This window comes from Rhizobium sp. 01T444, assembly GCF_056398305.1.
Window position 1 is genome coordinate 1 of the sequence record NZ_JBFTPD010000064.1, and the last position, 12,735, is coordinate 12,735.

The 12,735-nt window shown below is 61.0% G+C and carries 12 protein-coding genes; 3 read left to right on the plus strand and 9 right to left on the minus strand.

Going from position 1 to position 12,735, the window contains the following annotated elements; genetic code table 11:
• A partial coding sequence (locus AC1DTN_RS36655; protein ID WP_477924969.1) for a DUF4082 domain-containing protein occupies positions 1-433 on the plus strand: 433 nt, incomplete at its 5' end.
• A gap of 83 nt (positions 434-516) precedes the next feature.
• Positions 517-1,701: a GTP-binding protein gene (locus tag AC1DTN_RS36660; protein WP_477924981.1), complete on the plus strand. Its 1,185-nt coding sequence runs from the start codon at positions 517-519 to the stop codon at positions 1,699-1,701.
• Positions 1,702-1,770: 69 nt separating this feature from the next.
• Here AC1DTN_RS36660 and AC1DTN_RS36665 read toward each other — a convergent pair whose 3' ends face one another.
• The 5 genes from AC1DTN_RS36665 to AC1DTN_RS36685 all read right to left on the minus strand — a co-directional run bounded on the left by AC1DTN_RS36665 (position 1,771) and on the right by AC1DTN_RS36685 (position 6,663).
• A complete protein-coding gene (locus AC1DTN_RS36665) occupies positions 1,771-2,952 on the minus strand; it encodes a M20 aminoacylase family protein (protein WP_442207578.1) in 1,182 nt (393 codons plus the stop codon).
• Positions 2,953-3,039: 87 nt separating this feature from the next.
• Positions 3,040-3,819 carry an amino acid ABC transporter ATP-binding protein gene (locus AC1DTN_RS36670; protein WP_477924971.1) on the minus strand — a complete coding sequence of 260 codons (780 nt, stop codon included), beginning with the start codon at positions 3,817-3,819 and terminating at the stop codon, positions 3,040-3,042.
• Positions 3,816-4,757, minus strand: coding sequence for an amino acid ABC transporter permease (locus AC1DTN_RS36675; protein ID WP_477924972.1), 942 nt, complete (start codon positions 4,755-4,757; stop codon positions 3,816-3,818). Before AC1DTN_RS36675 ends, AC1DTN_RS36670 begins: the two co-directional genes overlap by 4 nt.
• Positions 4,754-5,644 (minus strand): ABC transporter substrate-binding protein, encoded by an 891-nt coding sequence (locus AC1DTN_RS36680; protein ID WP_477924974.1) that lies wholly within the window; start codon positions 5,642-5,644, stop codon positions 4,754-4,756. Before AC1DTN_RS36680 ends, AC1DTN_RS36675 begins: the two co-directional genes overlap by 4 nt.
• A gap of 47 nt (positions 5,645-5,691) precedes the next feature.
• Positions 5,692-6,663 carry a substrate-binding domain-containing protein gene (locus AC1DTN_RS36685; protein WP_477924976.1) on the minus strand — a complete coding sequence of 324 codons (972 nt, stop codon included), beginning with the start codon at positions 6,661-6,663 and terminating at the stop codon, positions 5,692-5,694.
• A 100-nt stretch (positions 6,664-6,763) separates the two neighbouring features.
• Between AC1DTN_RS36685 and AC1DTN_RS36690 the strand changes: the two genes are divergently transcribed.
• Positions 6,764-8,092 carry an aminotransferase-like domain-containing protein gene (locus tag AC1DTN_RS36690; RefSeq protein ID WP_113324022.1) on the plus strand — a complete coding sequence of 443 codons (1,329 nt, stop codon included), beginning with the start codon at positions 6,764-6,766 and terminating at the stop codon, positions 8,090-8,092.
• Positions 8,093-8,110: 18 nt separating this feature from the next.
• Here the strand turns inward: AC1DTN_RS36690 and AC1DTN_RS36695 are convergent, their stop codons facing one another.
• The 4 genes from AC1DTN_RS36695 to AC1DTN_RS36710 form a co-directional block, all read right to left on the minus strand.
• Entirely contained in the window at positions 8,111-9,796 is a 1,686-nt protein-coding gene (locus tag AC1DTN_RS36695; RefSeq protein ID WP_113324021.1) for a GMC oxidoreductase, read from the minus strand.
• Between the two features lie 72 nt (positions 9,797-9,868).
• Entirely contained in the window at positions 9,869-10,948 is a 1,080-nt protein-coding gene (locus AC1DTN_RS36700; protein WP_477924979.1) for an ABC transporter ATP-binding protein, read from the minus strand.
• A 6-nt stretch (positions 10,949-10,954) separates the two neighbouring features.
• On the minus strand, positions 10,955-11,833 hold the full coding sequence (locus AC1DTN_RS36705; RefSeq protein ID WP_113324019.1) for a carbohydrate ABC transporter permease: 879 nt from the start codon (positions 11,831-11,833) through the stop codon (positions 10,955-10,957).
• Positions 11,830-12,720 carry a carbohydrate ABC transporter permease gene (locus AC1DTN_RS36710; protein ID WP_477924983.1) on the minus strand — a complete coding sequence of 297 codons (891 nt, stop codon included), beginning with the start codon at positions 12,718-12,720 and terminating at the stop codon, positions 11,830-11,832. The genes AC1DTN_RS36705 and AC1DTN_RS36710 overlap by 4 nt, the downstream gene beginning before the upstream one ends.
• Between the last annotated feature and the right edge of the window lie 15 nt (positions 12,721-12,735).

The window sequence follows — 12,735 nt, forward strand, 5'->3', positions numbered from 1 at the left end:
GCTCGGCGTCAAGTTCCAGTCGAACGTTGCCGGCGACATTACCGGCATCAAGTTCTACCGCAGCGCCAATGACAACGGACAGAATGTCGTCGACCTGTGGACCACGACAGGCACCAAACTCGCGACCGCCACCTTCACCAACACCACGGCGAGCGGTTGGCAGACGGTGAATTTTACAACACCTGTCACAATTGCCGCCAACACCAACTATGTCGCCTCCTATCACACGACAGGTGCCTATGTGGCGACGGACGGTTTCTTCACCAATGCGGTGACAAACGGTCCGCTGACGGCTCAGTCAAGTGCTTTGGCCGGCGGCAACGGCGTCTATGCCTATGGCGGATCCGCAACCGCGGGGCTCTTCCCGACCAGCACATACGATTCAGCGAATTACTATGCCGATGTGGTCTTTCGTCCACAGCTTGCCGCATGACGCATCGGAAAGGCGGCTACGAACGGGATTCGAATGAGGCTCATACGGCGCAAATACCGACCGCTCACATTCAGGGCATGCCGATGAACAGCATCGAGCGGCTCCCGGTAACCGTGCTCGCCGGTTTTCTCGGCGCTGGTAAGACGACGCTTCTCAGTCACGTCCTGAACAATCGTGAAGGCTTGCGGGTTGCCGTCATCGTCAACGACATGAGTGAAGTGAACATAGACGCAAGCCTCATTCGAGACGGTAGCTGCAACCTGTCGCATACGACGGAGACATTGGTCGAGCTCAGCAATGGCTGCATATGCTGCACCCTGCGCAACGACCTGCTGACGGAAGTGCGGCGGCTGGCCGAAGAGGGGCGATACGACTATCTGCTGATTGAAGGGACCGGCATTGCCGAGCCGCGCCCCATCGCGGCAACATTTTCCTTCTGCGATGAAAACGGCGTTTCGCTTTCGGACTTTGCCAGACTCGACACGATGGTCACCGTGGTCGATGCTGCAAATTTATTAGCCGACTACAGTAATTCCGATCTGCTTGCCGACCGTGGCCTGCAACGGGATGGTGAAGACCGGCGCACCCTCATCGACCTGTTGGTCGACCAGATCGAGTTTGCCGATGTCGTTGTGATCAACAAGATCTCGGATGCGACCAAAGAGGTCCGCGCGGAGATCCGCAAGATTGTTGCGTCTCTCAACCCGGATGCGCGTCAGGTGGAGACGGATCTTGGCAAGGTCTCTCTGGCAACCGTCCTCAATACCGGCCTCTTTGATGAAGAAAAGGCCGCCGCACATCCCTTGTGGCACAAGGAATTGAACAGCCCGGGCGAGCATGTTCCGGAAACGGAGGAATACGGGGTATCGAGCTTTGTCTACCGCACGAGGCGCCCTTTCGACCCCAAGCGGTTTCGGGCATTCTTGGACGAGCCTTGGCCTGGAGTGCTTCGCGCCAAGGGCCATTTCTGGCTTGCCACACGTCCGCGTCACGTGGGCCTTATGTCGGCCGCAGGCGTGCAGCGACGCTGCGAACCCATGGGGCTCTGGTGGGCAGCTGTTCCCCGGCAGGACTGGCCGAGCCATCAGCAGTTTCATCAGCATCTGCAGAGCCGATGGGACAGCGCCTGGGGCGACCGCCGGCAGGAACTGGTGTTCATCGGGGTTGGCATGGACGAGACAGGTGTGCGGACCGCATTGGACGACTGCCTCGCCAGTGCGGACCCGCGCGAATGGTCAGCTCTCGAAGATCCGTTCCCGGCCTGGTAGCGCGCCGGGTTACAACGTTTGCGCCACGAACGCATGGACGCGAGAGTTCATGGCCTGTGCCGAGATGCCTCAGTCGTCGAGATAGCGTTCGGTCAAGCGTGCCCACATCGCGGCACCCACCGTCAGGGATTTGTCGGCAAAGTCGTATTTGGCACTGTGCAGGATCGCGGATTCCACACCGTTGCCGAGCCGCAGGAAGCTTCCGGGTTTGTGCTCGAGGAAGTGCGAGAAGTCCTCACTACCGGGGATGAGGTTGCAGAGAGCTACCTTGTCAGCACCGACGAGTTCTTCTGCGACCATGCGGGCGAATTCCGTTTCCGCTTCCGAATTGACGACCACGGGGTGACCGCGAGTGTATTCGATTTCGGCGGCTGCGCCGTAACCGTCGGCGATCGTTTCGGCGAGCCTGCGGATCCTGACCTCCAGCGTCTCGCGTACTTTCGGGTCGAAGGAGCGAATGCTGAGCAGCAGTTTTGCACTTTCGGGGATGACGTTTGCGGCCTCGCCGGCATGGATCGCCCCGACCGTGACGACCGCGGTTTGTGTCGGATCGATGCTGCGGGAAACGACCGATTGCAGGCTGACGACGAGGTTGCAGGCAACGACCACCGGATCGACGGTCAGATGCGGCCGCGAGGCGTGGCCACCCTTGCCCTTGATGATGATCTCGGCGCTGTCGGCAGCCGCCATCAGCGGGCCCGACCGCATCAGCCAGGTGCCTTCGGCTGCGCCGGGATGATTGTGCAGACCAAAGATAACGTCGAAGGGAAAGCGTTCGAACAGCCCGTCAGCGATCATTGCGGGCGCACCACTCAGCGGACCTGCCTCCTCGGCCGGCTGGAAAATGAGATTGACGGTGCCGTTGAAGCGGCGCGTGCGCGCCAGATATTCGGCTGCACCCAGAAGTATCGTCGTGTGGCCGTCATGTCCGCAGGCATGCATCTTGCCGGCAACCGTGCTGGCATAGGGGCGGCCGGTCTCCTCGGTGATCGGCAGAGCGTCCATGTCGGCGCGGATGGCGATGCTCTTCTTTCCGGCGCCGACCGTCATGCGCGCAACCACGCCATGGCCGCCGACGTTGCGGGTGACGTCATACCCCCAGGATTCGAGCTTTTCGGCAACAAAACGCGCGGTCTCGGCCTCCTCGAAGGAGAGCTCTGGATGAGCGTGCAGATGCCGGCGGACAGCCGTCAGCTCCGCTTCCATCGGTTCGAAATCGGAGAGGTGGGCAAAATCATTGTCGAGGGACATGGCAATTCCAGTTTCATGGGCGCGGTATCGCCGGCCGGCTCACGGTAAAGCCAGCCCGCAGGGCAAGAGCATGGAGGAGCCGCCGCGCTAGATAAAGCGCGACAGGAAACTTCTGGTGCGGGGGTGCTGCGGGTTGCCGATCACGTCCTCCGGCTTGCCTTGTTCCACGACCTTGCCGTCATCCATGAAGACGACGCGGTCGGCCGCTTCCCGCGCGAAACCGATCTCGTGAGTGACGACGATCATCGTCAGACCCTGGTTTGCAAGATCCCGCATGGTGGCGAGAACCTCGCCGACCAGCTCGGGGTCGAGTGCCGAAGTCGGCTCGTCGAAGAGCATCAGCTTCGGCTTGATGGCGAGCGCGCGGGCAATCGCCACGCGCTGCTGCTGGCCGCCGGAAAGCTGCCGCGGATAGCTGTCGGCCTTGGCCGAGAGCCCGACCCGTTCCAGGAGCCTCAGCGCATTTTCGGTCGCAACCTTGCGGCTCTCACCGTGGATGCCGACCGGTGCCTCGATGATGTTCTGCAGCRCCGTCATRTGSGGGWAGAGATTGAACTGCTGGAACACCATGCCGATCTTGCGGCGCTGCAAGGCGATCGCGTGGTTCGACAGCTGCAGCAGCCGGTCCTTATGCAGGCGGTAGCCGATCTGTTCACCATCCACCTCGATTGAACCCTGGTTGATGGATTCGAGGTGGTTGATACAGCGCAGGAACGTCGATTTGCCGGAGCCGGAGGGGCCAAGGACGACGACGACCTCGCCGGGCGCGACGTCGAGATCGATACCCTTCAGCACTTCCAGATCCGCGAAGGACTTGTGGACATTGCGTGCCTTGACGAGAGGCTCGATAGTGGAGATCGCGTTCATGCGCCTGCCTCCGTTGCCTGTGCCATGACAGCCGTTTCCTTTGCAGGTTTGGCGGCGCCCGTGCGGCGATCGCCGCGGCTGTAATAGCGCTCGATATAGGCCTGGCCGATGTTCAGGACCGACGTGATGAGCAGGTACCAGAGAACGGCAACCAGCAGCATCGGCACGATCTCGAACGTGCGGTTGTAGATCGACTGCACCGAATAGAGCAGATCGGCCATGGCGATGACGCTGACGAGCGAAGTCGCCTTGATCATGCTGATCAGCTGGTTGCCGGTCGGCGGAACGATCGAGCGCATGGCCTGCGGAATGATGATGCGGCGAAGCGCGCGGTTGCGCGTCATGCCGAAGGCTTCCGCAGTCTCGAACTGACCCTTGTCCACCGAAAGCAACCCGCCGCGGATGATTTCCGCCATATAGGCGGACTCATTGAGTGCGAGACCGGCGATCGCGGCCGTCATCGGGCTGATCACCGAGTTCGTATCCCAGCTCATGAAGGTCGGGCCGAACGGAATGCCGATCGACAGTGTCGGAAACAGCGTCGAAAGATTGTACCAGAAGATCAGCTGCACCAGGAGCGGTGTTCCGCGGAAGAACCAGATGAACAGCGAGGCGAGCGAACTTGCCAGGCGATCGCTGGACATTCTCGCGACGGCCAGCACGAGGCCGAGCGCGATGCCGATGATCATCGCGACGACCGTCAGGCCGAGCGAAACGTAAAGGCCGCTGATGACGGTCGGGTCGAAGAAATATTGAGTGACGACCGGCCAGCCGAAATTCTCGTTATGCGCGACCGACCAGGCCCAATAGGCGGCGATCGCAAGCGTGATGGCCCAGGCCGCAACGCGGCCTTTGGGGAAGGGCTTGTGGGCATGGGCCACATCCCGGCTTCTCGCATCGCCGGAGGGCGATGCGAGTGTTTGCGTTTGTGTGCTCATTTCGGAAGCGTCCCACCGAGGTTGATGCCGGGCTCCTTGATCATATTGTTCTCAAGGCCCCACTTCTTCATGATCGCGGCATAGGTGCCGTTGTCCATCAGCACTTTGACCGCATCGCGCAGGACTGGGCCGAGCGGCGAGCCCTTCGCGACAACCGCGCCCTGATAGAGATTCTCAAAACCGTTCTTCTGTCCCACACCAGTCAGTTCCAGCTGACCGTTGGCCTGCGACACGAAATATGTGAGCGGCGCCTGGGAGGAGAAGAAGGCATCCGACCGCTTGGAACGGACGGCAAGGATCGAGCTCGGCTGGTCGGTGAAGGACTGCACCTCGATCGCGCCCTTGCCATCGGTCTTGCACTTTTCGGCCTGCACCTGGATGACCTTTTCGGCCGAACCGCCGGCCATGACGGCGATGCGGTTACCGCAGGCGGTATCGAGCGAGGTGATGCCCTTCGGATTGCCCTTCTGCACCGAGAAGACCACAAATTCCTGCACCCAATCGACGAAGTCGTTGGATTCCTCGCGGCTCTTGAAATCGCCGACGGGACCGAAGGCAAACTGATAGCGGCCCGAGTTGACGCCAGCCAGCAGCGCCGGCAGACCGCCCACGGTCTCATGCTCGATCTCGACGCCGAGAACCTCACCCAGCGCGTCGGTCAGATCGGCGCTGGCGCCGCTCATCTCGGTGCCCGTGACGATTTCATAGGGAGGAAACGAGCCATTGTTGACGGAGATCATCTTGCCAGACGTGCGGATCGCTTCGGGCAACTGCGCATGAAGCGCGTCGTTGACGGAAAGCTTGGGCAGGGCCGCATCTTCAGCGAAGGCCGTTCCCGAGATCACCACGCTCGTCAGAGCAAGGCATGCAATTTTCCTGATCGACATTGTTCATTTCCCCTGTTTGGTTCGAATTTATGCGTTTCGTGTTGCGTTCACCCGATGCGGCTACCGTCCACATCGAAGGAGAAGAGGTCTTCCGGCGTCATCAGCTGCGGCAGGATGCCCTGGACGTGAAGCTCGCCCGCGAAGTCGGCGATCATCTTGCGGTTGACCGCAAAGCCGCTGGCCTCCCAGCCGACCGGAAGCTCGGCTGCCGACTTCAACAGTTCGTCCATCATGAAGGGCGAGGTGTCGGCGTATTTGCGGCGTTTGCTCAGCCACATCCGCTGCGATTCATCGATCAGCTTGCTGAGCTCCTCGATCACCCACGGGTTCTGCGCGACGATGTCCGCTTTGATGCCGATCAGATGCATGCCGGGAACATAGCCGACATCATCGAAATATCGACGTTCGGCACTTCTGAAATCGGAAACGACTTGCCGGAACGGCGATCCTCCGCCGAAGTAGCCGTCAGGCATGAAAGGCGTGAAGATCGCATCAAGGAAGCTTTCCTTGAGCAGGTCGACCATGGGGCGCTCGCCAGGAGCCGCTTCGATGCGGCCGGGCCGGCCGAACCCGTCTAGGCGATCGACGACCGGATGCGCTTCCGTCAGGCGGCCCGCATACCACATGGCATCCTCGACGCCGACGCCCTCGCGGCGCAGTGCTGCTCTGGTCCAGGTGTTTCCGGAGTCGCGCCATCCGGTGACGCCGATACGCTTTCCGGCCAGTTGGCCGAGTTCGGTGATGGGGCCGTCCTTGCGGGTGATGATGCAGCGGTGACGGAAGCCGCGCATGATGAAGTTCGGAATGCCGACGACGCTCTCGTCGCCATCAATGCGCAGCTGCGTATAGCGGCTGAAGGACATTTCCGCGACATCGTAGTGGTCGCTTTTTCCGAGATGCGAGAGCAACGTGCCGACGCGGTCGACCTTGATGTCAAGCTTGGGAGAGGAGACATCGCCGAGAACCAGGGGCGTCATGTAGTCCCAGTCACGGAGGGCAAGTCGGAGGCTAAGGGGCATCGGCATTCACTCGCAAAGACCTTGTTTTCGGAACAATTAAATGTTCAAAATTATCTGATCAAATGTTATTACGTTATTGAACATTAAAAGTGGCGATTAAATGAGCGATATTGTCGACGCGGCATGGTTTGCCCAAAAATTGACCGATCGGACAATTCGAGGAATTGCGATTGAAACCAGTGCCTTGATCCGCGCCGGGGCGCTCCCCGTCGGAACGAAGCTGCCACCGATCCGCGATCTCGCCTTTGCGCTCGGGATCAGTCCGGCGACGATCTCCGAGGCCTGGAGCGAGCTGAGACGCCAGAAAATCATTACCGGCAGGGGACGGAACGGCACCTGGGTGAGCGGCGATCGTTTCGTGGCGAAACCCGAACGGCTCGGCAGTTCCGGCCGTTATGGAGCCGACGTCCTCGACCTGACATCGGCCGTGCCGGATGTCCGGCTTTTGCCAAAGCTTACCGAAGCCATGGCCTATGGAGCGTCGGCCGAAAATCTCAACAGCTACGAGCGAAGTCGCATTCTTCCGGAACTCGAAGAAGCTGTCCGAAAGACTTGGCCATACGAACCGGAGGCATTGCTGGCGACGAACGGAGGCTATAATGCGGTCTACACGCTTATCCAGGCGCTCGTCATGCCCGGTGCGTCCGTTGCAATCGAAGATCCGACCGCCATGCGGCTTCTTGATATTCTGGAGGATCGCGGCGTGCAGATCATTCCGGTCCAGTGCGATCGGGAAGGGCCGCTGCCTTCGTCTCTCGAGGCCGCAATGAAGCTGCGGCCGGTCGCCTTCATTTTCCAGCCGCGTCTTCACTCGGTGACCGGCCAGCACGTCAGCAGCGAGCGGTTGCAGCGACTTGGAGACATTCTCGACGGCACGGACACCTTGATCGTCGAAGATGATGGCATTGCCGACATTTCCATGGCTGCGCGTCATTCGCTCGGCGGCCGGTTTGCCGACCGGACCATTCACATTCTCTCCTATTCGAAGACGCATGGTCCGGATCTCAGGCTTGCTGTGCTCTCAAGCTCGCGGGCGATCGTCGAACAGATCCAGTCCTACCGTAGCTTCAGCGCCGGCTGGACAAGCCGCATCCTTCAGGCGGCCACCGCCTGGCTTCTGCGGGATCCCGTGACGCAAACCTCGCTGCAACACTCTCGCGATATCTATTTCCAGCGTCGGGCCGATCTGGTTGACGCCCTGGGGGGACGTGGGATCGAAGTGCAGCATGGCAGCGGCCTGTGCGCCTGGGTGCCGGTCGCATCCGAACCCTTCGCGATGGTCACGCTGGCGGCGCGAGGTATTGCGGTTCATCCCGGCGCTAAATTTTCCATCCTTCCAAGCGCACATCTTCGCGTCGCGACAGCCATATTGTCTGATCGGCTAAACGACGTGGCCGACTCGATTGCGCTGGCCGCCAGCCCGGCCTAGCCTTCGGTGTCGCTCCAGTCATCCCAACACTTCACCGCGTTTGGAGACGCCGGCAGATTCGCGGTACTGCGCCGCGAGCTTCCGGCAGGCGCGAAGGGTCAGGGCCATGACGGTCAAGGTCGTACCCGCTGTTCCGCCGCCGGCAAAGGCGCTCGCGTCGGTCACAAGAAGATTGGGCACGTCCCAGCTCTGGTTCCATCCGTTGAGGACGGAGTTTTCCGGCGAAGTGCCCATGCGCGCCCCGCCGCTTTCATGGATTGCCGCACCCATGCACATGGTCTTTCGGAACCACTTGCGGAACAGGAAACGGCTTAGAGGGTCGGCATCCGGGAAAGCGCCACGGCCCATTTCTCTCAGGCCAAGCGGGGATCCGATGAAGTCGAGCTCGCCGCCGGCACTCTTCACCATGTCGATCAGGGTCATTTCCTGCTTGCGGATCAGTTCCTGCTCGGGCTCATGCATCACGCAGCGGATATGCGGTACCGGAATGCCCCAGGCATCCTTGCGGCTGGCATCGAGAGTAATGCGATTGTCGGCGTGCGGCAGCATGAGGCCGAAGCCGAAGAAGGCAAGGCTCGATGGCTCGTTATCGCCGACCGGCGCGCGGCCGACGCTGCCCTGATAGGCGAAGTCGCCGCGCGGCGCCATTCCTTCCACATTGTCGAAGCGCGGGACGAAGATCCCGCCCGACGGATTGTAGAACGGATCCTGCGGCGCCGAATCGTCATGCGACCAGCCACGGGCAGGCGCAAAGGTTCCAAAGGCCAGACAAGGCAGCTGGTCCATGAAATAGCGGCCGAGCGTGCCCGAACTATTGCCAAGCCCGTTCGGGTGCCTTGCCGATGGTGAATTCAGGAGCAGGCGAACGCTTTCGATCGGCGAGGCGCAGAGGACGACGTTTTCGGCCTTGACCGCATGGACGCTGCCGGAATTGCGATCAACGTATTCTGCGCCCGTCGCCCGACCGGTCTTCGCATCCGTGGTAATGCGGCGCACGATCGCATCGTGGCGGATGGTCAACTTGCCGCTGGCGAGCGCTTCGCGCAGCGGGCGCGGCACGCGCTCGGCGTCCGGCGCGATATAACGCCAGGATACGACATGCCGTTCGGGCGCCTGGCTTTCGACAGTCTTCTTGAAGAGCTCTTCGGCCGGTGTCAGCTTGGCGGGGCGGGAATAGACGCCGTCCGGCAAGGTCGAGACATGATCCTGATTGCCGTATAGGCCAAGCTGGCTTTCGGCTTCGGCATAGAAGGGGGCTAGTTCGTCATAGGAGACGGGCCAGTCGACGCCGCGGCCGCTGCGGCTTTCAATCTTGAAATCGTCGTCGCTCCAGCGCAGCAACACGCGCCCGAAACTGTGCAGTCGCCCACCCGACTGCCGGCCGCGGATCCACAAGAAGGGTTCGCCGCGCGGCGTGGTATAGGGGTTATTTCGGTCATTGACGAAGAAGCGGCTGAAGCGCTCGGTGAAGAAGGCGGCACGCGCCTGCACCGGCTGGCCCTTGATGGTCGCCCGTGCGCGCTCCCAGATATTGATGGCGCTTGCGGGCGGTTTCTTGCGGGTGGGATCGAAATCTTTCTTGCTGATCTCAGGGCCGGCTTCGAGAAGCAGGACGGATAGACCATTGGCCGTCAATTCCATGGCAGCAAAGGAGCCGGCCGCGCCGGAGCCGATCACCAGCGCATCATAAACTTTCTCAGACATGTCGTTCAAAACCTGACTTCTCAATGGAATGGGACGGGCAGCGCGATCTCTCTGCTGCCGGGAGAGCACGGCTCAGAGGCGATTGCCGTCGCTCGCAAAAAGCGATGCCTTGGAGAGATCGAGACCGATGCCGATGACATCGCCCGGTTGGAGCGAGAGATCGCCCATCACCCGCAGCGACAGGGTCGTGTCTTTCCAGGTGAGCCAGACAACCGTATCGGAACCCATCGGCTCCAGGACTGAGACGGCTGCATGAAGCGCGGTGTCCCCGGCTTCCGGTCGGATACTCAGATGTTCCGGACGCACGCCAAGCGTTACCGGGCAGGCTTGCGGCCTTGCGGCAAAAGCGTAACCAGACATGTCGAGGGTGAGATCGCCCGCCTTGAACAGCACCTTTTCGCCGTCCTGTTCGATGCTGCCTTGAATGAAATTCATCGAGGGCGCGCCGATGAAGCCGGCGACGAAGAGATTGGCAGGCCGGTGATAGATCTCCGCAGGTGTGCCCAATTGCTGGATTACGCCATCGCGCATGATGGCGATGCGATCGGCAAGTGTGAGCGCCTCTACCTGGTCGTGGGTGACGTAGATCATCGTGTTGCCGAGCTGCTGGTGCAGCTTCTTGATCTCGACGCGCAGCTCGTTGCGCAGTTTGGCATCGAGGTTCGACAGCGGCTCGTCGAACAGGAAGACGTCGACTTCGCGCACCAGCGCGCGGCCGATCGCAACGCGCTGGCGCTGGCCGCCGGAAAGCTCGGCCGGGCGGCGGTCGAGCAGCTTTTCAAGATGCAGGAGCGATGCCGCTCGCTCGACCCGGCTGTCGATTTCCGGCTTCGGCAGGCCCGCGACCCTGAGGCCGAAGGAGAGGTTCTTGCGAACCGACATGCGGGGATAGAGCGCATAGGACTGAAACACCATGCCGATGCCACGGTCCTTCGGTTCCTCCCAGGTAACGTTTTCCCCCGAAATCCAGATTTCCCCGTCGGTGATGTCGGAAAGACCCGCGATCGCGTTCAGCAAGGTCGACTTGCCACAGCCGGACGGGCCGAGCAGGACGAGGAATTCCTTCGGTGCGATATCGAGCGACATTTGCTCGATCACCGTCTGGTCGCCGTAGCTGATCTTCAGGTCCTTGATGGAAACAGCAGAGTGCATTCAGCCTTACCCCTTGACGGCGCCGGCCGCGATCCCGCGGACGAACCAGCGTCCGGACAGGAAATAGATGGCAAGCGGAATGATGGCGGTGAGGATGGTGGCCGCCATGTTGACGTTGTAGTTGCGCTCGCCCATCGTCGTATTGACGATGTTGTTGAGCTGTACTGTCATCGGCAGATTGTCGCGTCCGGCAAAGACGACGCCGAGCAGGAAGTCGTTCCAGATGCCCGTGAACTGGAACATCGAGGCGACCACGATCATCGGAAGCGCCATCGGCAGCATGATCTCGATGAAAATCCGCCAGAAGCCGGCGCCATCGACGCGCGCTGCCTTGAAGAGTTCTTCTGGAATGGTGACGAAGTAGTTGCGGAAAAGCAGCGTCACCAGCGGCAGGCCAAACAGCACATGCACGAGAATAATGCCGCCGAGGCTGTTGTAGAAGCCCATCACCGCCATGGCGCGCACCAGCGGATAGAGAAAGATCTGGTAGGGCACCAGAGCGCCGGCCATCAGCAGGCCGAACATCAGGCGTCCTGCCTTCGGGCGCCAGAAGGAAAGTGCATAACCGTTGATTGCGCCGATCAGGACGGAGATGACAACGGCCGGCACGGTGATCTTCACCGAATTCAGGAAGCCCATGCGCACGCCGGTGCATTCGCTCCCGGCGCAGGCGCCGGCCCAGGCCGTCTTCCAGGCGGTAAAATCCAGGTGCAACGGCAGGGCAAAAATCTGCCCCAGCCGGATCTCGTCCATGGTCTTCAGCGACGTGACGATCATCACGTAAAGCGGCACGGCGAAGAACAGCGCGGCGGAGATGAGGAAGGCGTATAGGCCGATGCGGGCTGCGGTGATCTGCGTCGGCCTAGGGCCGCGGGGATGGATCATAGCGTACCTGCCTGGCGCCGGGCGCGGATATGTTGGGCATAGCGGAAGGGTGCGATGATGATCAGCACGGTTAAAAGCAGGACGGTTGCCGCTGCTGTCGCAAGGCCGAGATTCTGACGCTGGAACAGATTGTCCATGATGAACTTCGCCGGCACCTCTGTTGCCGATCCCGGTCCGCCATTGGTGAGCGCCACTACGATATCATAGGTCTTGATCACGCCCATGGAGAGCAGCGTGCCGGCGGCCGCAAAGGCCGGCGTCAGTTGCGGCAGGATGATCGAAACATAGGTGCGCCAGACGGGAATGCCGTCGATGCGGGCAGCGCGCCACTGCTCGCCATCGATGCCGCGCATGCCGGCCAGCACAAGGATCATGACGAGGCCCGCGCCCTGCCAGAGGGCCGCGATCACCACCGCATAGATCGCAAGATCCCGGTTGATGATCCAGTCGAAGGAAAAACCCTGCCAGCCAAGCGCACGCACGCTTGCCTGGACGCCGAGCGTCGGGTTCATCATCCATTGCCAGATCAGGCCGGTGACGACGAAGGACATGGCATAAGGATAAAGGAAGATCGTCCGGAAGGCGTTTTCAAAGCGCACCTTGCGGTCGAGAGCGGCGGCAAGCAGGAAGCCGACAAACAGGCAACCAAGGACGTAAAGCACGCCGAAGATGATGAGGTTCTGGAAGGAGACCAGCCATTTGGCGGTCTGGAACAGTTTGGAATATTGCTCGAACCCGACGAAGTTCCACGACGGGAACAGCCGCGAATTGGTGAAGGACAGGGTCACCGACCAGACCATGGTGCCTAGGTAGACGACGACCACCGCAGCCCAGGTCGGGATGAGAGCGATGAGCGCCGCCTTCGAGCGGTTATGCTTCCGTTTCATCAGAGTGTCTTTGCA

Coding starts and splice junctions, on each gene's coding strand:
- AC1DTN_RS36660 (WP_477924981.1), top strand. CDS start 517: ATGAACAGCATCGAGCGGCTCCCGGTAACCGTGCTCGCCGGTTTTCTC.
- AC1DTN_RS36665 (WP_442207578.1), bottom strand. CDS start 2,952: ATGTCCCTCGACAATGATTTTGCCCACCTCTCCGATTTCGAACCGATG.
- AC1DTN_RS36675 (WP_477924972.1), bottom strand. CDS start 4,757: ATGAGCACACAAACGCAAACACTCGCATCGCCCTCCGGCGATGCGAGA.
- AC1DTN_RS36680 (WP_477924974.1), bottom strand. CDS start 5,644: ATGTCGATCAGGAAAATTGCATGCCTTGCTCTGACGAGCGTGGTGATC.
- AC1DTN_RS36685 (WP_477924976.1), bottom strand. CDS start 6,663: ATGCCCCTTAGCCTCCGACTTGCCCTCCGTGACTGGGACTACATGACG.
- AC1DTN_RS36690 (WP_113324022.1), top strand. CDS start 6,764: ATGAGCGATATTGTCGACGCGGCATGGTTTGCCCAAAAATTGACCGAT.
- AC1DTN_RS36695 (WP_113324021.1), bottom strand. CDS start 9,796: ATGTCTGAGAAAGTTTATGATGCGCTGGTGATCGGCTCCGGCGCGGCC.
- AC1DTN_RS36700 (WP_477924979.1), bottom strand. CDS start 10,948: ATGCACTCTGCTGTTTCCATCAAGGACCTGAAGATCAGCTACGGCGAC.
- AC1DTN_RS36705 (WP_113324019.1), bottom strand. CDS start 11,833: ATGATCCATCCCCGCGGCCCTAGGCCGACGCAGATCACCGCAGCCCGC.
- AC1DTN_RS36710 (WP_477924983.1), bottom strand. CDS start 12,720: ATGAAACGGAAGCATAACCGCTCGAAGGCGGCGCTCATCGCTCTCATC.